The organism is Paenibacillus sp. JNU01 (assembly GCF_059130585.1).
In genome coordinates, this window is record NZ_CP169723.1 from 243,442 (window position 1) to 266,838 (window position 23,397).

General features: G+C 45.5%; 21 protein-coding genes. All 21 read left to right on the top strand.

Annotated elements, in window-relative coordinates; translation table 11 throughout:
* The first annotated feature begins 290 nt into the window (after nt 1–290).
* Nucleotides 291–1,295: a Gfo/Idh/MocA family protein gene (locus NLBNIHML_RS00915; protein WP_472478386.1), complete on the top strand. Its 1,005-nt coding sequence runs from the start codon at nt 291–293 to the stop codon at nt 1,293–1,295.
* Between the two features lie 24 nt (nt 1,296–1,319).
* On the top strand, nt 1,320–2,243 hold the full coding sequence (locus NLBNIHML_RS00920) for an AraC family transcriptional regulator (RefSeq protein WP_342572935.1): 924 nt from the start codon (nt 1,320–1,322) through the stop codon (nt 2,241–2,243).
* Nucleotides 2,244–2,255: 12 nt separating this feature from the next.
* A complete protein-coding gene (locus NLBNIHML_RS00925; protein WP_339242404.1) occupies nt 2,256–3,353 on the top strand; it encodes a Gfo/Idh/MocA family protein in 1,098 nt (365 codons plus the stop codon).
* A gap of 158 nt (nt 3,354–3,511) precedes the next feature.
* Nucleotides 3,512–4,225 (top strand): glycosyltransferase family 2 protein, encoded by a 714-nt coding sequence (locus tag NLBNIHML_RS00930; RefSeq protein WP_494353535.1) that lies wholly within the window; start codon nt 3,512–3,514, stop codon nt 4,223–4,225.
* 403 nt (nt 4,226–4,628) lie between these two features.
* Nucleotides 4,629–5,381: a FadR/GntR family transcriptional regulator gene (locus NLBNIHML_RS00935; RefSeq protein ID WP_339242408.1), complete on the top strand. Its 753-nt coding sequence runs from the start codon at nt 4,629–4,631 to the stop codon at nt 5,379–5,381.
* Nucleotides 5,378–6,583 carry a M20 metallopeptidase family protein gene (locus NLBNIHML_RS00940; RefSeq protein ID WP_339260979.1) on the top strand — a complete coding sequence of 402 codons (1,206 nt, stop codon included), beginning with the start codon at nt 5,378–5,380 and terminating at the stop codon, nt 6,581–6,583. The genes NLBNIHML_RS00935 and NLBNIHML_RS00940 overlap by 4 nt, the downstream gene beginning before the upstream one ends.
* A gap of 2 nt (nt 6,584–6,585) precedes the next feature.
* A complete protein-coding gene (locus NLBNIHML_RS00945; RefSeq protein WP_494353536.1) occupies nt 6,586–8,151 on the top strand; it encodes an ABC transporter substrate-binding protein in 1,566 nt (521 codons plus the stop codon).
* Nucleotides 8,152–8,256: 105 nt separating this feature from the next.
* A complete protein-coding gene (locus tag NLBNIHML_RS00950) occupies nt 8,257–9,174 on the top strand; it encodes an ABC transporter permease (RefSeq protein WP_017688654.1) in 918 nt (305 codons plus the stop codon).
* A 16-nt stretch (nt 9,175–9,190) separates the two neighbouring features.
* Nucleotides 9,191–10,120 (top strand): ABC transporter permease, encoded by a 930-nt coding sequence (locus tag NLBNIHML_RS00955; RefSeq protein ID WP_339242414.1) that lies wholly within the window; start codon nt 9,191–9,193, stop codon nt 10,118–10,120.
* Between the two features lie 21 nt (nt 10,121–10,141).
* Nucleotides 10,142–12,160 (top strand): S9 family peptidase, encoded by a 2,019-nt coding sequence (locus NLBNIHML_RS00960; protein WP_494353537.1) that lies wholly within the window; start codon nt 10,142–10,144, stop codon nt 12,158–12,160.
* The gene (locus tag NLBNIHML_RS00965; protein WP_339260987.1) at nt 12,157–12,633 is read left to right on the top strand and encodes a hypothetical protein; all 477 of its coding nucleotides are present in this window, start codon (nt 12,157–12,159) and stop codon (nt 12,631–12,633) included. Before NLBNIHML_RS00960 ends, NLBNIHML_RS00965 begins: the two co-directional genes overlap by 4 nt.
* 165 nt (nt 12,634–12,798) lie before the next feature.
* The gene (locus NLBNIHML_RS00970; protein WP_339242420.1) at nt 12,799–13,161 is read left to right on the top strand and encodes an Asp23/Gls24 family envelope stress response protein; all 363 of its coding nucleotides are present in this window, start codon (nt 12,799–12,801) and stop codon (nt 13,159–13,161) included.
* Nucleotides 13,162–13,193: 32 nt separating this feature from the next.
* Nucleotides 13,194–13,802: a GNAT family N-acetyltransferase gene (locus NLBNIHML_RS00975; RefSeq protein WP_339242422.1), complete on the top strand. Its 609-nt coding sequence runs from the start codon at nt 13,194–13,196 to the stop codon at nt 13,800–13,802.
* A gap of 247 nt (nt 13,803–14,049) precedes the next feature.
* On the top strand, nt 14,050–14,655 hold the full coding sequence (locus NLBNIHML_RS00980) for a pentapeptide repeat-containing protein (RefSeq protein ID WP_494353538.1): 606 nt from the start codon (nt 14,050–14,052) through the stop codon (nt 14,653–14,655).
* A gap of 232 nt (nt 14,656–14,887) precedes the next feature.
* Nucleotides 14,888–15,424, top strand: coding sequence for a GNAT family N-acetyltransferase (locus NLBNIHML_RS00985; protein ID WP_494353539.1), 537 nt, complete (start codon nt 14,888–14,890; stop codon nt 15,422–15,424).
* Between the two features lie 385 nt (nt 15,425–15,809).
* Complete coding sequence (locus tag NLBNIHML_RS00990) at nt 15,810–17,288, top strand: Lsa family ABC-F type ribosomal protection protein (RefSeq protein ID WP_494353540.1); 1,479 nt, start codon at nt 15,810–15,812, stop codon at nt 17,286–17,288.
* A gap of 217 nt (nt 17,289–17,505) precedes the next feature.
* Complete coding sequence (locus NLBNIHML_RS00995) at nt 17,506–18,072, top strand: TetR/AcrR family transcriptional regulator (RefSeq protein ID WP_494353541.1); 567 nt, start codon at nt 17,506–17,508, stop codon at nt 18,070–18,072.
* Between the two features lie 353 nt (nt 18,073–18,425).
* Nucleotides 18,426–19,580: a glycosyltransferase family 2 protein gene (locus NLBNIHML_RS01000; protein ID WP_494353542.1), complete on the top strand. Its 1,155-nt coding sequence runs from the start codon at nt 18,426–18,428 to the stop codon at nt 19,578–19,580.
* A gap of 37 nt (nt 19,581–19,617) precedes the next feature.
* The gene (locus NLBNIHML_RS01005) at nt 19,618–20,925 is read left to right on the top strand and encodes an aminotransferase class III-fold pyridoxal phosphate-dependent enzyme (RefSeq protein ID WP_494353543.1); all 1,308 of its coding nucleotides are present in this window, start codon (nt 19,618–19,620) and stop codon (nt 20,923–20,925) included.
* Between the two features lie 41 nt (nt 20,926–20,966).
* Nucleotides 20,967–21,998 carry a zinc-dependent alcohol dehydrogenase gene (locus NLBNIHML_RS01010; protein WP_339242435.1) on the top strand — a complete coding sequence of 344 codons (1,032 nt, stop codon included), beginning with the start codon at nt 20,967–20,969 and terminating at the stop codon, nt 21,996–21,998.
* Nucleotides 21,999–22,090: 92 nt separating this feature from the next.
* The gene (locus tag NLBNIHML_RS01015) at nt 22,091–23,335 is read left to right on the top strand and encodes an MFS transporter (RefSeq protein WP_339242437.1); all 1,245 of its coding nucleotides are present in this window, start codon (nt 22,091–22,093) and stop codon (nt 23,333–23,335) included.
* The last annotated feature ends 62 nt before the right edge of the window (nt 23,336–23,397 follow it).

The window sequence follows — 23,397 nt, forward strand, 5'->3', positions numbered from 1 at the left end:
ACATTAACTCTGTGATAACTTATAGATAAATGTCAGAATATTATATAAGATGAATGTAACATTTACATGTAAACGAAGAGTGCAGAACCAATCTGTAGAAGCGGAGCGTTCACCTAAAAGCTTTCTGAAAGAAAGCTCCACCGGAAGCATACGCTATCCCCGGATTTTCTCCATTAGGAAAAGATTCAAAAAATACGGGGATAACAGTGATCTGAAGATGGTACTGCAATCGGAGTGGCTCAGTGTAAATTTTACAGGTTCAGCTTATATCCTTTGGAGGTAAAACAACAGTGACCATTCGAATTGGGAAAATTAGCTTGTGGCATGTTCACGCATGGGATTACATCAAGCAGGCACAGGAACATGAGGATACAGTCATCGCCGCTGTGTGGGATGAAGATGCCAAGCGGGGACAGGAAGCGGCTGAACGTTTAAACGTACCATTCTATGCTTCACTCGAAGATATGCTGGCTAAGGATGACATCGATGCCGTTATTGTAGATGCGCCAACCCGCATCCATGAAGAAGTGATCACCGCTGCTGCAAAAGCAGGGAAACACATCTTTACGGAGAAAGTTATTGCAGCGACACAAGCGGAATCCAACAGAATCCTTGGTGAGGTAAAGGCAAACAAAGTCAAGATGACAGTCTCCTTACCACGTCTGAATGCAGGGTATACGCTCACGATTCAGGATGTACTTAACCAGGGATTGCTTGGCAAAGTGACTTATGTTAGAGCACGTTTATCGCATGATGGAGCGATTTCGAACTGGTTACCTGAACACTTCTATGATCTGAAGGATTGTCAGGGCGGTGCACTGATTGATCTGGGCTGCCATCCTATGTATCTGGCCAAATTGTTTCTGGGTCAGGAAGTAACAGCGGTTAATGCGAACTTCGGATACATTACAGGCAAAGAAGTGGAAGATAATGCAGTTGCAACCTTGTTTACGGATTCCGGAGCAGTTGGTGTTGTTGAAGCTGGTTTTGTGAATAGCCATTCTCCGTTTACGATTGAGGTCCATGGTACGGAAGGCACCCTTCTCTACGGGACACCTGATGATAAGCTGTTGATTCGTACAAAAGCAGCACAGGGTCAGTATGAAGAATGGACTGAACTTCCTTTGGCAGACAAAAGGGAAAGCGCATTCAATCAATGGGTTGCACATATACAAAATGATACGGATGCAACGGAAAACGTGCAGATCGCTATGGAGCTGACCCGATTGATGGAAGCTGCCAATCTCTCTAACAAGGAAGGGCGCAGAATCACTCTGAGTGAGTTGAAGGGTTAGGTTTTATGAAGGAGGTATGCAAACTTGAGCCTGTATCCTTATGAGAAAATGCTTGAACGGCAGGATCTCCTAGAGAGACTGGATATTGCAATGGTGTGGGGACATTATGAGATTCGCGTAATGCGATTTCATCTGACTTCTTTTCCAGCGGGCCGAGTTGTGGATTTCCATAATCATGCGGAGTTTGAATTTCATTTTATCCCGAGAGGCAAAGGTAAGGTTATTCTCGATGAACAGACACATGCACTCTCGGAAGGTATGCTGTATTTGACCGGTCCGGGTGTCGTTCATTATCAGGAGGCGGACGCCAAAGAGGATATGGATGAACTCTGTCTTCATGTGGATATCGTTCACAAGCCAAGAGAGCATGTCGATCCTTGGGAAGCCGCTGAATCTGAGGAGACGATTGAAAAGCTGAGAACGCTTCCGCATACTCCGGTGAATGATTATCATCGCGCGATGCAGTGTTTTTTGGAAGCCTATGAGGCATGTGATCAGAAATTATTAGGTTATTATACATCAATCAAGCAGCTGGTCATTAGCATATTACTCAAAACCGTGCGAGCATACGACACCGGTGGGAATCGACCGGAAGCCCCTGTTCGGGATATGTCGGCGTATCGTTATGAGTATGCAGTGCAGTATATGGAGGCGAATCATCCTACAGTAGTCACGCTGGAGCATGTAGCTGAGAAACTTCATATCAGCAGCAGACAATTGCAGAGAATCTTCTATCAAGTACAGCCTGAGATGCCGTTCAGCCGCGTGTTGGAGGATATTCGTCTGCGCGCCGTGTGCCGTAATCTGGAGGAAAGTAACATATCCATCGAACAGATCGCTCTCGCTTCAGGCTTCAATAATGCCAACTATTTGCATGCTGTATTTCGTAAACGTCTGGGGATGACCCCGTCGGCTTTTCGTAAAATGAAACAACCAATACTTAAGTGAGGGTGAATATATATGAGTAAAGTATATCGTATCGGAATTATTGGCTGTGGTGGAATCGCGAATGGTAAACATCTGCCAAGTCTGAGTAAACTGGATAATGTTGAACTGGTGGCTTTCTGCGATATTGTTCAGGAACGTGCAGATGAAGCCAAGCAAAAATATGGCTCTACAGATGCTGAGGTCTACACAGATTATCAGGAACTGCTCAAGGATGAGTCTCTGGATATTGTGCATGTGCTTACCCCGAATATTTCCCATGCCGAGATTTCCATTGCTGCCCTGGAAGCAGGCAAACATGTCATGTGTGAGAAGCCAATGGCGAAGACGTCTGCTGAAGCACAACTCATGTTGGAAGCGGCAGAACGTACCGGTAAGAAACTGACGATTGGATACAACAACCGTTTCAGAGAAGACAGTCAATATTTGAAGAAGGTGTGCGAAGCGGGTGATCTGGGGAATATCTATTTTGCCAAAGCACATGCCATTAGACGGAGAGCAGTACCAACCTGGGGTGTTTTCCTGGATGAGGAGAAACAAGGTGGCGGTCCGCTGATTGATATTGGTACGCACGCACTTGATCTGACGCTCTGGATGATGGATAACTATCAACCAAAGGTTGTACTCGGCACGACCTACCATGAACTCTCGCAACGTGAAAATGCGGCCAACGCCTGGGGCCCATGGGACCCGAAACAATTCTCCGTAGAAGACTCGGCCTTTGGCATGATTGTAATGGAGAATGGTGCAACGATCATGCTGGAATCCAGCTGGGCGCTTAACTCACTGGACGTGGATGAAGCCAAATGCAGCTTGAGCGGAAGCGAAGCCGGTGCGGATATGAAGAACGGACTGCGCATCAATGGCGAGAAATTCAGCCGTCTATACACCAACGAGATTGAACTGAGTGCAGGCGGGGTAGCATTCTATGATGGCAAGAGTGAGAGCGCACCGGATGTGGAGATGAGAAAGTGGATCGAAGCGATTGAGAACGATCAGGAGCCAGTCGTTACACCAAAACAAGCGCTCGTTGTATCTCAGATCCTAGAAGCACTCTATGAATCTGCTCGTACAGGCAAGGCTGTATACTTGAATAACGCTAACGAAGCATAGAACAGAACGAAATACAGAAAGAACAGATTACAGAACCCTTTGTCCCGTTATTGTGGACAGAGGGTTTTTGGGTGTTGTGGTTACTAGCTATTGGTCCATACCAGACACTATTTCGGCACATATGCTGAGAGAAAACGGAGTTGAAAAGAGGGTATGTCTTGACTAAACATAAAACGAGTCATGGTGTTTCCATTGTTGTATGTACCAATCGGCCGCAATTTTTTGAGAACATCCTACAGAATTACAGTCGGCAGCATTATCAAAGCAAAGAGCTGATCATTGTTCTGAATCATGACCATATGAATCTGTCATTATATCAGAAACGCGTTCGAAATCTTGCCAATGTTCATGTATACCAAGTTCCGGAGAGCATATCGCTAGGACAATGCTTAAACGCCGGAATAACAAGGACTCGCTTTTCGTTGATCGCCAAATTTGATGATGATGACTACTATTCACCGCATTATTTGGCGGAACAGGTGAGAGAACTCAGACGGACCCAAAGTGATATTGTGGGCAAACATTCCTGTCTGGTCTACCTGGGTGCTTCTAAGACACTATTGGTCAGATCACCTACTGAGAAAAATAAACCGGTTGAATTTGTACAGGGCGGCACGATTTTATTCAAAAGGGAGGTCTTGAAAAAAGTCCGCTTCACGGACCGTTCAATAGGGGAAGATGTAACCTTCCTGAGACAATGCAGGAAAAGAGGATTCAAAGCGTACGCGACCTCACCTTTCAATTATGTGTATCACCGGAGAAAAAACAAAAAAAGCCATACGTGGAGAGCTGATGATAACTTCTACTTGGAGGGAAGCACCAAACTTGCAGTTACGGACGATTTCAGACCTTTTGCTAACAAGAAGTTATAGAGGGCAGAAAGGACTAGATAGATTTAACTAAACGTTTACACAAAACGGAGAGGACAGAAATAACCTGAAGAAGCGGAGCGTTCGCCTACAAGCTTTCTGGAAGAAAGCTACATCGGAAGCATATGCTATCTCTGGATTTCCCCCTTTCAAAAGGGCTTCAAAGAAATCCGGGGATAACAGCGATCGGAAGGTTGTTCTGTCATCGTAGTGAAAGGTGTAAATCAACTAAGGGGAAGATGCTTCTGCCCAATGCGGATGCGTCTTTTTTGTGCCCAAAATGGTTCAATTGGGAGGTGGTGAGAAAAAAATATGAATTAACTTGAAAAAAAGTATTGCATATAAGTTTAGTCGGAATTATATTAATGGTATAAGGTCTAGACCATATACAGATCGGAGTGTTTAGATGTCCAGTACGTTTTCATTTCGTTTTGAGAAAGTATCCACCAAAAAGGTTAGTGAATTCATAAGAGAGCAACTGGAAGAAGCAATTATCTTGAAAGAATTGATGAGTGAAGAGCAGCTTCCAGCCGAACGTGATCTGGCAGAGATTTTTAATGTAAGTCGCATTACCGTTCGTGAGGCACTCTCTTCACTGGAAGAGAAAGGTTTGATTGAAAAAAGGGTAGGGGCCAAAGGCGGAACATTTGTATTGCCTCTGACAGCCAATTCGCATAAACGGACCAGAGAAGAGATTAAACGGGATTGGGCACAGATGCTCAAGGTGTTTGAATATCGAACCATCATCGAACCGGAGGGAGCTTTTCTCGCTGCTGAGCGGATCACCGCAGGCGAACTGGAGCTTCTGGAGAGCTATATGGAGCAAAGTATAGAGCCAGACTGTACAAGGGAATGGTTCAGAGCGCTGGATGTGAAATTTCATCTGACCATCGCCAAAGCTTCCGGGAATCCCTATTGCGAGAAGGCAGTCAGACAGATTCGGACCAAAATTAATCCGGCGCTCGATTTGATGCCTTATGATGACCGGATACGTACGGTCAACCATGGTGTACATATGGAGATTCTTGAAGCACTGAAGGCACATGACCAATTCAAGTCCCGAGAGATGATGAAAAAACATATCGAATTCTCGGCGGATGCAATCTATGCCCGTTTGGTTTCTGAATCGGATGAAAATGAAGGGAATGACAGCGAATGAATCGTTCAGAACTAATACAGCTGGCTCAGCCACTACAAGCCCAGTTAACTGCTTGGCGCAGAGATTTACATCGCCATCCGGAAATCGGTTACGAGGAGCATCGTACTTCCGCTATCGTAGCTGAACATCTGGAGAGCCTAGGCCTGGAAGTTACACGTAATGTGGGACAGACCGGGGTTACAGGCCTGCTTCGCGGAGAGACCGACGGACCAACCTTTGCCTTGCGAGCAGACATGGATGCTCTGCCAATCCAAGATCAGAAAGCAGTGGAGTACCGCTCGCAAGTGGAAGGCAAAGCGCATCTATGTGGACATGACGCTCACACCTCCATCCTGATGGGAGCAGCTCAACTACTTACTGGACTTGGGAGACCGAAATCAGGCAACATCAAATTCATTTTCCAGCCAGCGGAAGAAGGACTTGCAGGAGCAAGAGCCATGATCCAAGACGGTGTTCTGGAGAACCCGAAGGTTGATGCCATTGCAGGGTTACACATGACCCCAGGACAGGACACGGGAACCTTGGGCGTAAGTCAGGGCGTTGCATTTGCATCAGCTGATCCATTGGTTATCAAGGTGTTTGGCAAGGGTGGACATGCAGCTCGTCCGCATGAGGGCATTGACGCGATTGCGGTATCTGCACAGGTTATCACCGCCTTGCAAAATATCGTTAGTCGGATGGTAGATCCGCTTGAACCCGCTGTAATCACCATTGGCAAAATCACCGGAGGTTATATGGGAACAGCCATCGCCCCGGAAGTGGAGATGATTGGTACGGTTCGTACACTCTCACCTGCCATTCGTGAACAGATGCCAGCTTTGATCGAGCAGGTTGTTAAAGGGGTCTGTGATTCTTTCGGAGCAGGATGCGAAGTTGTCTATGGAGATGGATACCCTGTTGTCGTGAATGATCTTGGCATGGTTGATCTGCTGACAGAGACCTGTGATCAGGTTAATGCGCAGAAGGGATGGAACTATATCAAACCCTCTACAGGGGGCGAGGATTTCGCTTTTTATTGTGAGCAGATTCCGGGTGTGTTTTTCAGACTAGGATCTGGTAATGATGAGGAACGTACTCGTTATCCACTCCACCATCCCATGTTTGATCTCGATGAGACAGCGATGCCATATGGTGTGGGCATGTTGTCAGCAGTAGCTCTTGAATTTTTGGCAAGGAATACAACTTCTGAGGGGGAGCAATGACAATGAAAAAAAGACAATGGACAGGCTTGTGGATTACGTTACTGGCAATCGTAATGGTACTCAGCGCTTGTGGAGGTAAAACGACAAGCACGAATGATAATACCGCAACAGGAGGAACGGACAGTGGAAGTCCAAGTACAACACTGACCATTGCTGCGGCAACAGATATTGAGAGTTTCGATCCGCACAACAACAACAACACTTCCAGTGAAGCGGTTCTAGTGAACGTTTTTGATTATCTGATCAAAAATGACAGTGAACAGAAAAAAGTGGCGGGACTCGCGACATCATGGGATCAGGTTGATGATACAACATGGAGATTCAAGCTGCGTGAAGGCGTAACCTTCCACAATGGCGATCCTTTCACTTCAGCAGATGTAAAATACACGCTGGAGCGCGTAGCCAAGGATGAGACACTGAAACAAAACAGTTATTTCAAAAATATCGTAGAAGTTAAAGCGGTGGATGACTATACCGTAGACATCATCACGGATGGTCCAGATCCGCTCTTGCTGAATCGTTTGTCCAAAATGGGAGCTGGTATTCTGCCGGCAAAATATATTGCGGATAAAGGATTTGATGCTTTCCTGAAACAGCCGGTAGGCACAGGTCCTTACAAGTTCAGTAAATGGACCAAAGACGATCGTGTCGAATTGGTGAAAAACGAGAACTACTTCGACGGTGAACCCAAATGGAATGAAGTGGTATTCCGCGTTATTCCTGAAGCCTCCACACGTGTATCCGAATTGCTCGCTGGTGGTGTAGATGTCGCGTCTTCCATTCCGTCCACTGACATTGCCCGGATCGAAGGTGAAGAAGACAAGAAGATTGTCAAAGCACCAATCCAGCGTGTGCTTCAGTTGATCTTCCGTCAGACGGAAGGCAGCATCACGGCTGATCCAAAAGTGCGTGAAGCGATTGACCTGGCGATTGACAAACAAGGAATCGTGGACAGCATTGCCGGCGGGGCAGGTATTGTAACTCGCACATCCGTAACGCCGGGCAACTTCGGTGCTGATCCTTCATTGTACAAAACGTCACTCTATGACCTGGAAAAAGCAAAACAATTGCTGCAAGAAGCTGGCTATGCAGAAGGTGAAGCTGAGATGACCATCTCCGTTTCTGCACAATACAAAGAACAAGCTGAAGTTGTTGCAGCGATGCTGGAACAAGCCGGATTCAAAATCAATCTGGATGTCCTGGAAGCAAGTGCATTCAGTGAACGTTACAGCTCCAAATCATTCAAAGAAATCTTCATGATCGGTATTGGTAACTCCTTGTTCGATGCTTCGAATAACTACAATCGTTATATGTTGGAAGAAGCCAAAGGCGAGTCGGATTACAACAATCCTGAAGTAGAAAAACTGCTTCAATCTGCATTGGTGAATATGGACCCAGCGGCTCGTGAGAAAGAGTATCAGCAAGTACAGCAGATCTTCTCTGAAGAACGCCCAGCCGTATATCTGTACCAAATGGAAGGTGTGTACGGAACAAACGCCAAAGTGAACTTCGCGCCGCGCAGTGACGAGATGTTCTATGCTGACGAGATTACACCTGTTGCACAGTAACATCGAGCATTATACCGGTCATTGAAAAGATAAGGCCGTGAACGGCAGGGACTGGATAACCATGTTCCTGCCGTTCTTTTTCTTAACAAGGGAGGTGAACAAGGAATGGGCAAATACGTACTTAAGTCATTACTGCAGATCATTCCGGTGCTATTCATTGTTTCATTAATTGTGTTCATTTTGGTTCGAGTCACCGGTGATCCGGTTGCGCTAATGTTGCCTGAAACGGCTACCGCTGAAGATCGTGCTGTCTTGACGCAGGCACTTGGTTTGGACCAGCCTTTATATACGCAGTACGTGAAGTTTCTGGGAAGTGCGATCCAGGGAGACTTTGGTCAGTCTTTTCGCTACAATCAGCCTGCATTAGAGCTAGTGCTGGAGAGATTGCCTGCCAGCTTTGAACTGGCAGTAGCCGCCATGTTTTTTGCTGTACTTATGGCTGTGCCACTTGGTGTCATTTCAGCTGTCAAACGCAATACGTTTACCGATCTCATCATTTCTGGAATATCCGTCATTGGTAAGGCCATGCCAAACTTCTGGATGGGGATCATGCTCATCCTCTTGTTCTCCGTCATGTTGGGTGTATTGCCGGTATCCGGTCGCGGAGGATTGTCACATCTGATCTTGCCGGCATTCACACTTGGCGTTGGACTGGCCGCGCAGATGACCCGGCTGATTCGCTCCAGCATGTTAGAGATTCTGAATCAGGACTATATTCGAACAGCCCGGAGCAAAGGACTGGGTCGGATGGTTGTCATTGTGAAACATGCGTTTCGGAATGGTTTGATTCCTGTAGTGACGATCATGAGTTTGCAGTTTACAAGTCTGATCGGGGGAACCTTGATTACGGAAACGGTATTCTCCTGGCCTGGACTGGGTCAATTGCTGGTCGTTGCAGTCAACACACATGATATGGCGATTGTACAGGCCGCGGTGTTTGTCATTGCTTTTATCGTTGTGGTAATCAACATCTTGACGGATGTGGCCTACAGGCTGCTTGATCCGCGCATCAAATACGACTAGAAGGAGGTGCAATCATATGACAGGCAGCAATGAAATGCCAATTCCGGGTACAGAACAGGGACAGGACAATGGGCGTGCACCAACGGGATTTCGTTATATCTGGCAACAACTGATCATTAGCAAGACCGGAATGTTTGGTGCTGTGCTTGTATTGTTGGTGGTGTTAATCGCCATAGGTGCACCTCTATTGACGAGTCATGATCCAGCGGCAGTGAATCCGCTCAATCGCCTTAAACCGCCTGCATGGCTTGAGGGTGGAACGGCCGAATACTGGCTGGGGACCGACAATCTGGGCAGAGACATGTGGAGCCGAATTGTATATGGTGCTCGGGTTTCCTTAATCGTGGGGATGGGTGCCGTGATTGTATCAGGCATCATTGGCGCCATTTTGGGGTTGGTATCCGGATTCTACGGGAAATGGCTGGATGCCATCATCATGCGTGTAGGCGATGCCTTCATGGCGATCCCAACCATTCTATTTATGCTCGTTGTGATGGCGATTGTTGGTCCGGGTATTACAACGCTAATCTTTGTCATCGGGGTGACGAATTGGGTTCCATTCACCCGTGTGGTCAGAAGTGAGGTACTTAGTATCAAGGAGCGGGATTTTGTTCATGCGGCCAGATCGATCGGTGCGAAGAACGGAAGACTGATTGTGAAACATATTCTGCCGAATATCCTCTCGTCCTTTATCGTGATCTGTGGGATGAATGTGGGCACGACGATTATTATGGAAGCTTCACTCAGTTTCCTGGGTCTGGGCATCAAACCACCTGATGTATCCTGGGGAGGTATGCTCAGTGATGGCAGACAATATGTTGCAACAAGCTGGTGGGTCGCTACATTCCCGGGACTAGCCATTACTTTTACCGTACTCGGTGTTATTTTCCTTGGAGATTGGCTGCGTGATGTGCTTGATCCACGTACGGAGACAACCCAAAAATAAACGGAGAAGGGAGCCATCATTATGAATCAAAGACCAATTATGCCGGAGGATCTGCTTCACTATCGTTGGATAAGTCAGCCTGTTGTCAGCCCGAACGGACAAGTGGCTTATGTGGAACAAACCATTGATCAGGATAAAAACGAATATAACACGCAAATAAGAGGGATTTCGCTCGATGGTGATGAAGATATTGCACTTTCAGATGGTACGAAGGATTCTTCGCCTGCATGGTCGCCGGATGGCACACAACTCACATTCATTCGCTCTGTGGATGGAGGTAAAGGACTATGGGTGCTCGATTCGGATAAAAAAGAGTCTGTCATGCTGATCTCTCCCGCACGTAAGATATTGAATTATATCTGGTCGCCGAACGGGCATTACATTGCGTTTACCAGCAAAGTGCAACCGGAGGATCAACAGAAGACAGCTGATCCCCAACAGCAGTCCGCACCTGCGCTACGAGGTAAGGTTTTTGAGCGTACAACGCCGAAGGCAGAAGGGGCTGGATGGTGGGATGGTCAATACAGCCATTTGTTTGTATATGAGATCGCCAGCGGGGAGATCACGCAGGTAACTTCCGGGCTGTGGAATATCAGTGCTCCGGCATGGTCGCCAGATAGCCAGTATCTTTCCTTCATATCCAAGCAAGTGGAGGATGAGGAACTTGATGCGGATCTGTTGTACTTTACAGATGTATACAGCATTCAATTGGGAGAGAATAAGCTCTTCAAAGTGACGGATTCCAGTCTGGCAATTAGCCAGTTTTCCTATTCACCGGACGGGCAGCAGCTGATCTTGATCGCCAGTGATCGTGAGTATGGGAGCGGGAGCCACAACAACTTATACGCTGTCCCTGTTCAACGGGGGGAACCCAGGATAATTGCACCACAGTTAGATATGCAGATTGGTAACGCAGCACTGGGAGATATGAAGTCAGCAGGTGCATCACCTTCTCCTGTCTCGGATATCCATCATCCGGAACGTGGTGTATATGTACTCGGAACGCATTACGGGAATGTGGACGTGTATCGCATTCAAGAAGATGGAGTTTGTCAATCGGTGACGGGCACTCGTGAAAAGGATGTGTATCAGTATACCTTAACGCCAGATGGTACGTCGCTCGTTATCGCTGCGTTGACTGATGAACATCCTGGAGAGTTATATCGCGTGAATATGGATAGTGGTGAGATGTTCAGGCTCACCCGGCGAAATGATGAATTCATGGCGGGTTTAGTTGTAAATGCGCCTGTGCGTGTAGAGTTTAAGTCTTCCGATGGATGGCCGATTCAAGGTTGGTTAGCTACTCCGGCAATACGTGGCAACCATGGGAAGCTACCACTCATACTTCAAATTCATGGTGGACCTCATGCGATGTATACGGGAACATACAGTCATGAGATGCAGACACTTGTTGCGCAAGGTTACGCTGTGCTGTGGATCAATCCTCGCGGAAGTATGGGATACGGTCAGGAGTTTGCCAGAGCTTGCCGTGGTGACTTCGCAGGAGGCGATTACCGGGATCTGATGGAAGCTATTGATTATGCATTGGCTACGTATGATTTCCTTGATGCATCACGTCTGGGTGTCGCAGGTGGCAGTTATGGCGGTGTAATGACGAACTGGATCGTAGCACATACGGACCGTTTCAAGGCTGCTGTAACCCAGCGATGTATCTCTAACTGGTTATCCATGTACGGAACGAGCGATATTGGTATTTCCTATGTGGAGGGAGTCATTGGAGGTAATCCGGCGGAAAACGCTGAATTCCTATGGTCTCGCTCACCTCTTGCCCATGCACACCATATTGAGACGCCGCTTCTGATCATGCACGGGGAACAGGACTATCGGACACCGATTGCGCAAGCGGAAGAATTATATACGACGTTAAAACGATATGGCAAAAAGACCAAGCTGATCCGTTATCCGGGCTCCAATCACAGTTTGCTCAAAAGCGGTAAACCATCACTGCGGATCGATAGCTTCGAACAGGTGAATGCCTGGTTCAATCAGTATCTCGGGAATGAGGAGGGCGAGAAATGAGTCGAACTCAGTTGTCCATTCCTGTAGGGCTTCTTGTAGAGAATGTACTGACAAGTGGTGCAACCAAGGAGAACATGATTGAATGGTTGCAACGTCGTGACTTTTCCCGGTTGCTGCCTCTGGTTAAAGAACCCGCGATGGATTTTGATGAAAGACTACAGACAGCAGCTGATATCGGAGACGACTGGGAGATGGCGATACGTCAAGGTTATGAGTTCAAGTTTTTGCATATTAACGCATTGAAGAGATTGCTCGATTTCCGGTTTGACCGTAAGGTGGATCGGGATTATGTTCAAGACGATCTGTCATTGAAGCATGTTCATCTGACTGAACATGAGATTGAATTACTGCAATCGTTAATTGGCAGGCAATGGATCGTGCACGTAGAAGAAACCGAGGCAGCAGAGGAAGGGAGAACAGACACCGGGTCATCCTCCCGCATTCCTGTCCTTATTCAATTGAAATTCCCATAGTATGACCAACAGAAGCCGCCGTGATCGCGGCTTTTTTGGTATGTACAGTTAGAAATGTGGACGACTGAATTCAAAAAGTTGAAATCGAACTCTGTATGATTTATATTTATATTAAATGATATTATTATCTATCAAAAATGATGGATGTGAAAAGGAGGACATGGGATGTCCATTCAAAATGTTCTGGGGAAAATTCAAATATCGGATGATGTGATCTCCAAAATTGTCGGCAAGATTGCAAATACGACCAGTGAGATTTCCTCCATGTCGACAGGATTTGTAGAAGGGATCACCAAAAAGTGGAGTGGGAAAAGTCTGCAAAATGGCATAGCAATCCGCAATATAGAATCCAGACTGGAGATTAACTTAAAGGTTGTGGTTCGTTATGGAACAAAAGTACATGAAGTCTGCAGGGAATTGCAAAACAATGTGAGAGTGCATGTAGAACAACTGACTGGTCTGACCATTGAAACCGTGAACGTCATCGTTGAGGGCATATCCTTCAATCAACCTGATGTGAGGATGTAGTCCAATTTCAACTACCTGGAGGAGTGACAACGATGAATAAGATTTCTATAATAAAAGCCAGTCCACAGTCCTTGGTCGGCGGGCAACTGAATCAGATGGCACTTGAATATATGGCCTATTCGCTTGCGGGTACCAAAGATACAAGCATTATAGAAAAAACCTTCAACAAGTTATGGCGTTCGAAACGAAACCGATTCAGTCACGAATACGCTTATGAAGCCAAAATGCAGAACAAAACGCTGGGCATGATCATGTGTTATCCGACCACTCTAATGAACAAACTCGCTTTGCCAACGTTCACCAAATTGTTTGAACTTCGGAACTGGAGCCTGATTAAGTATAATCTTCAGCATTGGAAAGAGTTCTATTCCATGGTGACATTAAAAGAGGCGAAGAACGACGAATACCACATCGGGACATTGGCTACCTTGCCTGAGAGCAGAGGACTTGGTGTAGGGACACAGCTCATTCAATTTGCAGAGGAGCAAGCTGTAATACAAGGTTTCTCCAAGTCTTCACTTACAGTCAAAAGAGAAAATCTACTAGCTATTAAACTGTATGAACGTCTGGGATACCAGAGAGTGGGGGAAATCAACAAACCTTCGCTTTCCCTGTACCGAATGTCCAAAATACTGGTATAGTGTTTCTCTAATACGAATAGATAAAGAAATGGCAGATTCATATACTTAAGCACACATTGGAATATTCGATGGTGTGGGATGGAGGGACGCTTATTGCGTTCCTTTTGTAGTTTTAAGATTGTTTTAACAAAAAAAGATACTTGACTTTCAGTGGTGTTTAAGCAGGTACTTGACAGGGGTGTGGTATAGTATAAAAAGTTCTTTTAATGAAGAAAGACGGAGAAATATATAATGCGGGGTGTAACCAGTGTATCAATATAAGGACCAGGAATATGAGGCAGTACATTTTGAGGGGCGTGATCTGCGCTATGGAGAACTTATAAGTTGTGTTTTTAAACAATGTACATTTATGAACGCTTCTATGGAAGAAATCGAAACAAGTAATTGCCGTTTCATTGAGTGTGACTTCAAAGGGGCTTCCATGAATGGATCAATTCATACAGAATCGGCTTTTGAAAATTGCTTATTTGGTGGTGCGAATCTATTTGCTTCCAAATTCAGTTCTTGCAAGATGACAGGATCGGACTTTTCGGGTGCGCAAATGGATGGCATTACACTAAGTCACGGCGATTGGTCTTATACGAATCTGAGACATACCCGATTAGGCAAACAGGACTTGCGAGGAATTCGTTTCTTTGAAGCTGACTTTACGGACACGGATTTCACCAAAGCGGATTTGAGAGACTGTGATCTTACCAGAGCCGTATTAAGCAGAGCCAAGCTGCAAGGGGCCGATCTAAGAGGGGCTAATCTGGAAGGTATCGATCTGAAATCACTGGATATCAAAGGGGTACGATTGGATCGTGAACAAGCCGTTCTGTTGGTGCGCTCGCATGGTGCGAAAGTAGATTGAGTTGAACATACGCAGCATGAAGCCGCCGTTAAGGCGGCTTTTTGACTATAAAGCTTTCACATTTAAGAAAATAGGAGGGAATAATAGATATAAACAAGAAGTAGTTAACATAAGTTTCAACTAAATGAAGTTTATCATGACCGTCACATTAATTATTATTGTTGCTGTTATTGTCTTTGGACTTATAACGAAAGTAAAAGACAGAATCACTTGGTTTAGGAGGAATTTTTTTTTGAAATTAATTAAAACATATGATGTGGAACTAAGTGAAGAATGGTCAACTCTTCTTCAGGAATTACTTGTTGCCAGCTTTCCAGAAGTTTATCCGAAAGACAGATTGTTCTTTAAGCAGATACCACAGAGTAGGGTATTGGCATTTACCCCAGATAACCAACTCGTTGGGCAAGTGGGACTGGATTACAGGATGATGAATTTAAATGGAACACCGATCAGAGTGATGGGGATCATCGATTTGTGTGTTTCTCCAGCTGCTCGCTCTCAAGGAATCGCTTCATTGTTAATTTCCGAAGTGGAGAGGATGGCTAAAGAGCGTGTTGATTTTGTCCTTTTATTTGCGGATCATGAGGAATTGTATCGCAAAAATGGATTCAAAACGGTAAGCAACACATGTAAGTGGTTGAAAATTAATCATGAAACCTTAACCACAGTTGGAGTAGGGACTCAAAAGGTGGAGGGGTTAATGATTAAAGAGGTTGGAAGCCGGCTATGGGAAGAAGGAGAACTAGATTTCTTAGGATACTTATATTAATCAAGTTGGTTGTGCGATGAGGCTCTATCTGCTTTCTCGCCTTGACCCGTGTTGTTGTTCCATGTTAAGTTTTCTGTATTAAATTTTAAGCTTCGAAAGGGTGATAAAGGGATGACAGAATTAGAGGTTGTAGATGTTTATGTGGACCTGTCAACGAACTTGAACAATGGCATGGTTCACAATATAGCTAATCAGAATCCGACACTTTATCCTCCTATGCATAGATCTACTTGGCGCTGAAGGTTATATCGCCAGGTTTCTTTATCGTATAAGCGAATCTAAATTCTGATTATGTTCAAATATTAAAGTGAGGGAATCCATGCCAGGTTCAATGGTGAAATCCCGTCAGTTTACTTTTATATTTCACATAAAAAGGATGATCAGCATGTCTTTAATTAACGTTACCAACCTGACCTTTGCCTATGATGGCAGTTACGATAATATATTTGAAAATGTTAGTTTTCAGTTAGACTCCGATTGGAAATTGGGTTTTACCGGCAGGAACGGCAGAGGCAAAACGACATTCCTCAATCTGTTGCTCGGTAAATATGAATACAGCGGACATATCTCTGCGAATGTTAGCTTTGAATACTTTCCTTTCCAGTTAGAGAATAAGGAAGCCATGACAATCGATGTCATCGGCGAGATTCATCCTGAATATCTGCACTGGCAAGTTGTGCGCGAGTTTAACCTGTTGAAGGTGTCGGAAGATGTATTGTATCGGCCTTTCGACACGTTATCCAATGGAGAACAAACAAAGGTGATGCTGTCTGCCTTGTTTCTGAAGGACAATCGGTTTCTGCTCATTGATGAACCAACCAATCATCTTGATCTTCATGCGAGACAAATCGTAGGTGATTATCTCCGCAGCAAGAGTGGATTTATTTTGGTGTCTCATGATCGATCCTTCCTGGATCAAAGTGTAGACCATATCCTTTCCATCAATAAGAGCAACATCGAGATTCAGAAAGGCAATTTCTCCGCTTGGTGGGAAAATAAAAGAAGGCAAGATCAGTTTGAACTTGCGAGTAATGAGAAATTAATAAAAGATATCAAGCGTTTATCCGATTCTGCCAAACGGACTGGTGGATGGTCTCATGAAGTCGAGAAGACCAAAAATGGTACAAGAAACTCCGGTTCCAAAGTGGATAAAGGATATATTGGGCACAAGGCTGCCAAAATGATGAAACGTTCCAAAAATATCGAACAAAGGCAGCAGTCTGCGATTCAAGATAAGTCTAAACTTCTCAAAAATATCGAGAGTGCAGAACGTCTGCAGATCCATCAGCTGGATTTTCACAAGAATGAACTTGTCGAATTGGAACATGTGTCGATATCGTACGGGGCCAATACGGTGTGCAAGGATGTCAGTATGACGGTTGAAAAAGGAGATCGTATTGCCCTTTACGGTAAAAATGGATCTGGCAAATCAAGCATTCTTAAACTGATCTGTGGTGAAGATATTGCTTACACAGGACTTTTGCAAAAGGATCATCAGCTTAAAATCTCGTATGTGTCGCAGGACACGTCTGATCTCGGAGGGCAATTATCTGAGTACGCGGCGATACAGGGGATAGATGAGAGCCTGTTTAAATCGATACTTCGAAAGTTGGATTTTTCCAGACTGCAATTGGATAAAGATATCTCAACGTTTAGTGCAGGTCAAAAAAAGAAAGTGCTCATTGCCAAAAGTCTTAGTGAGAGGGCTCATCTGCACATTTGGGATGAACCACTCAATTATGTAGATGTCATTTCACGTATGCAGATCGAAGACCTGCTGCTGGAATATACACCGACCCTCCTTTTTGTAGAGCATGATCGTGAATTTTGTACCAATATTGCAACAAAAATTATTGAACTATGAGCAACAGCAACAGACTGCGTTAAAAGGTAACGATGCTAAGAGCCGCCGAATGGCGGCTTTTAAGCTTTATATGTACAGCAAGAGTATAGCAGGTAGCGTGTAACGTTCAGACTTCGATATGGTGAGAATGTATGCTATAATTTTATAGTCTAATCCAATCATATGATGGATAAATAGATCAATTGTTGAACTATACTCGCTAAGAGGTGTAATACCAATGAAAAAGGAAATGACCACAATCAAACAAACCAGGCTCAATTCCATTTTGGACGAGGCCACCAAATTATTGATTGAAAAACCGAATGCTTCCATGAATGAAATTGCCGAATCTGCAAAAATCGGGATCGCTACATTACATCGATATGTGGAAAGTCGCGAACAACTCATGGTTCATCTGGGATTACGGGCAATCGAGGTGGTCAGTGAGACCATGCAACAAATTCAACTGGATGAAGAGCACTGTGAAAAGTACATACCTGAGCTGATCGAGGCGCTGATTCCATTAGGCGACAAAATATATTTCCTGGCTCATGACACCACCATTAACTATAATCCAGAGATTGAGGGAGCAGATCTGAAGCTGAGAGAACCGGTACTGCATGCGGTCGGTCTGTTACAGCAGAAAGGTTATTTCCGCTCCGATCTTGATAAAACCTGGATTGTCGATGTGCTGTACTCCATCATGTTCCTGACATGGCAGCAGGTTGTAAGTGGTCATATCGCGAGAAAAGCAGCTCCAGCGCTTGTAGTAGACACGTTTTATAATGGGTTTAAGCAGCACTAGGTCAGCGCCAATAGAAGGAAAAACATTAGAATTTAATAGTGAAAACACGCTCAAACAGTCAATCGTATCGTTAGATATGCAGACTCCTTGAGGGTGTTTTTTTGCGTTTGCAACAGCTTTCCCCAGTGTACAGACATTATGGACTTGATTTTTACTAATATTCAAATATTAACAGGGTTCAGAATTTAAGATTTCAAGTTTACAAAAAATGATATAAATTTCTAGTAGATTCAAATCATTACCAAATAAAGACAAAATATTCAGGCGAGGGGGACGGACAGAACGACCTGCAATTATCCAGTTCAGAATCAGCTCAAGTACTCATTCCATCAACCCAAATCAGGAGGGATTCCATGCTTTACACCATTATTGTGCCAGTCAACCAGGACTATAACATTTTGAACCTGTTCACAGATTCACTGCTCCGGACGGTAAGCCCATCCACTCAGATTATTTTTATCAACGACGGTTCCGGCTCAGCAGTCTTTCAACATCTGGATAAACTGAAGCAAGAAGTAAAAGAAGGTGTGACCATCGAGATTCTTCAGCATGATTTTCCACTCGGTTGCGCCGTGTCGATTAATAGCGCACTGAGTCTTGCCAAGGGAGAGTACATTTTCTTCCTGGATTCTGACACGATTCTAGAGCCGAACTGGCAACCGATGATGAAAGAGACACTGGACAGCGATATTACGATCGGCATGATTGGAGGCGTTCTGTTGTATCCGCAAACCGGAGGTGTACAGCACTGCGGGATTGCTTTTGCAGACACCATCGGTCGTCACCTGTTCCTGAACGCATCCCCTGATGATATCCCAAAAGAAACCTTCTCTGTTCAACTGGTGGTGTTTGCCATGTTCGGCATGAAGCGGGAGGTCTACGAGACCATCGGCAACCTCGATGAGAAATTCTTTAACGGGTACGAGGACTTTGATTATCAGATGCGGGCACGAGCTGCCGGATACGATACAGTCATTAATCCGAATATTCAAGCCTATCACTGGGAACGCAGCAGCGGCATTCACCGGAACTTCAACCGCAAGAACAATCTGGCACGCTTCTGGAAAAAGTGGGGCGGTCAAATCGAGGCGGATGTGTGGCCTTTCGTTTTCAGTCATCTGAAAGCGCAGCTAGAGAGTCAAGTTGAATACCAGCATCTGCCGATTGTTGGCATTGACCTTGCCGAGGTTCGCAGTGATGCGGATACATTCTGGACCAAGTTGGAGGAAGCTGACTTTGCCAATGTAACCGAGGTACGTGACTATTCCAATCGCTTCAATTCCAACGGGGCCATCTGGCTGCCACAGGTACTGGGTAAGGAACTGATTCATAGTGAGAATCGGTTACTGTTCTTGGTGGACAATTTCGCCCGTTTATTAGAGAACCGCTACTGGATAGAGATGAGACATGCTCATCGAGCCAAGGATCTGATCATTGATCTGTATGGCAATGTAATTACGATGGATCGCATCTACGATGGATGCTGGCCTGGAACCAAAGTACGGTAATTCACGCACAACGAAAATAAACAGGGAGGTACTTAAGGTGAAAGAAAAAGAGAGCACGCTCGATCGTGCCGTAAGATTTACCCGTAATCTGGAGTGGTTGGAGCAAGTCGAAAAGGTAATTCCGAGCGGATGCAGCACTTTAGCCAAAGCACCTGAACGTTTATTTCCGGGGCATACACCCATATGCTGTGCAGAGGCCTACAAATCCCGATTTACAGATATCGACGGTAATGAATGGCTGGATTGCGAAATGGCCATGGGTACGGCGTCTTGGGGCCATGCGAGGCATGAAGTCCAACTAACCGTCATTCACCAGCTGAAAAAAGGGACAAGCTTTTCGGTACCGGCCGACATCGAGCTTGAATGCGCCGAGTTAATTTTGGAGCGGTTCGAGGGTCGTTATCCGTCTCTGCGCTTCACCAAGAGTGGTGCGGATGCAGTGAGTGGGGCCGTACGACTTGCTCGTGCCGCAAGTGGCAAGAGCAAGGTTATTGCGACGGCTTATCATGGGTGGCATGATTGGTCCGCATACGGTTATTATGGTGGCCAGACGAAAGAACGGGGAATTCCAGTAGATATCGAGCGTTCAACGATCTGGGTCAACAAACCTACTGCAGAGCGAATTGAGGCCCAGATTACCTCATCTCCCGAGGATATCGCATGTATTGTTTTATGTCCCAACGAGTGGAAAAAGGACGCACTGGAGGAAGTCGTCAACCTATGTCGGTCTCTGGACATCATTATCATATTTGATGAGGTCACTTCCGGTATTCGAATGGGCAAACAGGCTACAGCAGGAGAATATGACATCTGGCCTGATCTGCTCTGTATCTCCAAAGGTATGGCAAACGGTTTACCGCTCGCAGCGGTTTTGGGGCCTGAGCACTTGATGTCTCTGTCGGGACAAGTCCGATTCAGCAATGCCCATTCCAGCGAAACAACAGCGCTCGCGGCAGCCATTGCCTGTGAACGATTAATGAAAAATGCGAAAGTATGGCCGACCTGGCGTGATCCGGCAACCCGGATTATGGATCGTCTGGCATCTGAACTTGTGTTACTTGGATTAACGGATCAATTGGAAGTGAAGGGGACGTATGCGAGCTTCTGCATTCAATCCTTGGCCGAGGATAACTTTCAAACGGACCCTTTCCGCGAGTTCATGGTGAAGAGAATGGCTCACTTCGGCATTTTCACCAAAGGTTACTTTATTTTCTCGGATGCCCATACACGGGAAGAATTGCTGTGGGTTGAGGAAGCACTGTTACAGACCCTGTCAGACTGGAAAGAGATTCAGAAGCAGGAACATCTCCATTCGATGCAATTATCGAAAACGTTTGAAGTCTAATCCATAATTTAGAAATTACAATCAACTAGGAGGAATATTCAATGAAAGCACTCGTATATCAGGATCTCAAACAGGTGACATATCAGGAGATTGAGGAGCCAACCATTCAAAAGCCAAACCAGGTGAAAATCAAAATCTATGGTTCAGGTATCTGTGGTACAGATCTGAACATTGTCAAAGGCAAAGTACCTGCCAATAAAGGCACGATTATCGGTCATGAGGGTGTGGGCACCGTTGTTGAGGTGGGTGAAGAAGTTCGCGGTTTCAAGATTGGCGATCGGGTATTGGTTGATCCCACGCAATCTTGCGGAACCTGCTCCTATTGCCGTGAAGGTCTGTTCATCTACTGCGAGAATTTTGATGACTATCAAGTAGGGATGACGACACATGGAACCTTTGCTGAATATTTTGTTGGGGACGAAAAGTATATCTATGCCATCCCGGATTCCATGAGCTGGGAAACGGCCATGATGATCGAACCACTGGGATGTGTGCTTCAGACGTTCATGAAAGCAGGGACTAAGCCAAGCGACGCTGTGCTGGTCCTCGGTTCGGGTGCAATCGGTTCCCTGTGTCAGCTTGTGAGTAAACGATTGGCAAGGCTTACTGTAGGCACGGAAGTTGATCCATATCGCAAAGAGTTCGCTTCAGGGATCGCAGATCATGTGTTCTATCCTCAGGATCTGACACTGGATCAAGTATACGAGATCAATAATAACAAGAAGTTTGATATTGTGGTGGACGCGGTTGGTAACCAGCTTCATGTGGGATTTGAGATGATTGCCAAAGGTGGAAAGATTATTCCGATGGGATATGACGACAGCTATGAGGTGACTTTCAAATCAACAGCCGTGATTAATGATGGCATCAGTATCATCGGTGCAGTTGCTAACCACTCGATGATCAGCACGGCACTGAAATTTGCCCAAAGCATCCCGGAGCTGGAACAAATGGTGACAGCCAAAGAACTGCTGAGTGATTATGAACGAGCCTTTAATGGAACGATTGGTTATGACATGCATACTGGAGAGAAATTGCCGATGAACTCGGTCAAAACAGCTCTTATCCTATAAGAGGTACTATAGGCATGTAGACATTAGCGGGTTTGCCGCTGCGAGAAGTTGGAATTCGCAGCGGTGAAAACCGCAGAAGGAAGGGATATCGATTGAAATTGCTTCAAGATTTGCCGAAGAATCCACGCTACTCCATTTTACTCGAACCGGTATGGGCCATTCCGGGCACGATCGTTCTCTTCTACGCTCCTTTATATATGAAGGAAGCCGGACTTTCGGATATCGAAATCGGTTTAATCAATTCGGTGAATCTTTATTTTGCTTTTATCTTTCAATTGTTTGCGGGTTCCATTACCAATAAGCTGGGGCGTAAACGAACAACGCTGATCTTCGACCTGCTTGCCTGGAGTGTTCCCATGTTCATCTGGGCTTTCTCCCAGAACTTCTGGCTGTTTCTGATCGCCTACTTGCTTAACGCAACATCGAAGTTTGTAACGGTTGCCTTTAACTGTCTGATCATAGAGGATGTTGAGGAACACAAACGATCCAAGGTATTTGCTATTCTCAACATGATTATTACAGGAGCCGGGGTACTTACGCCAATTGCAGGAGTTGTTATAGCTGATTTTGGAATTGTACCTACACTGGCCAGCATTTACTTTGTCGGGGGCATCCTCATGACGGCCATGTTCTTCATTCGTAATCGATACACGGATGAGACCGAGGTTGGTAAGGAACTTATGGGATTGCATAGTAAAACCCGCGTGCTTCAGAGCTTGGGAGCAAGTCTGCGCCTGTTCGGCAAATCGTTCTATAAACGAAGACTGTTCCCGATCATTCTGATTACGGTGTTGTCGAATCTGATTTTGCAGCTGAATTTCTTTCAGGTCATTTTCTTCAAGGAACAGTTGAAATTCGATGACCGTGTCATTTCGTTTATCCCAGTGGTGACTGCGGTAACCGTCATGCTGCTCTATCTGGTCATTATTCCGCGACTGAAACGGCGTTCGGAAGAGAAGTATGTTGGTTTTTCCATTGTGCTTAGTACGGCGGGGGCCATTCTCTTTCTGTTGATTCCGGTGGGGAATATAGGCATGTTGTTTCTCACGCTAATCGTGCTCGCTGCGGGTAACTTCATTTTGCAGACGTATCGAGATTCCCTGCTGATGAACCGATTGGGGACGCATGAAAAAGCCGACATGTTCTCGGCTGTGCAGACGGTTATGACGTTAACAGCGATTCCATCGGGTTACCTGACGGGCTTGCTCTACCATCACAATCCAACGCTGTTGTTCAGTGTCATTCTTGGTCTATACATCGTACTCATGATCATCATGTTCTTCCTGCCTGATCCACAAAAGCACTCCCAAGTGCTGAAACCTTACAAAAATATGTAGAAGAAGGGGTTTTCTGTATGTAAATCGAATATGTAGTACAGAAAAAACTAAAAATTAACTTC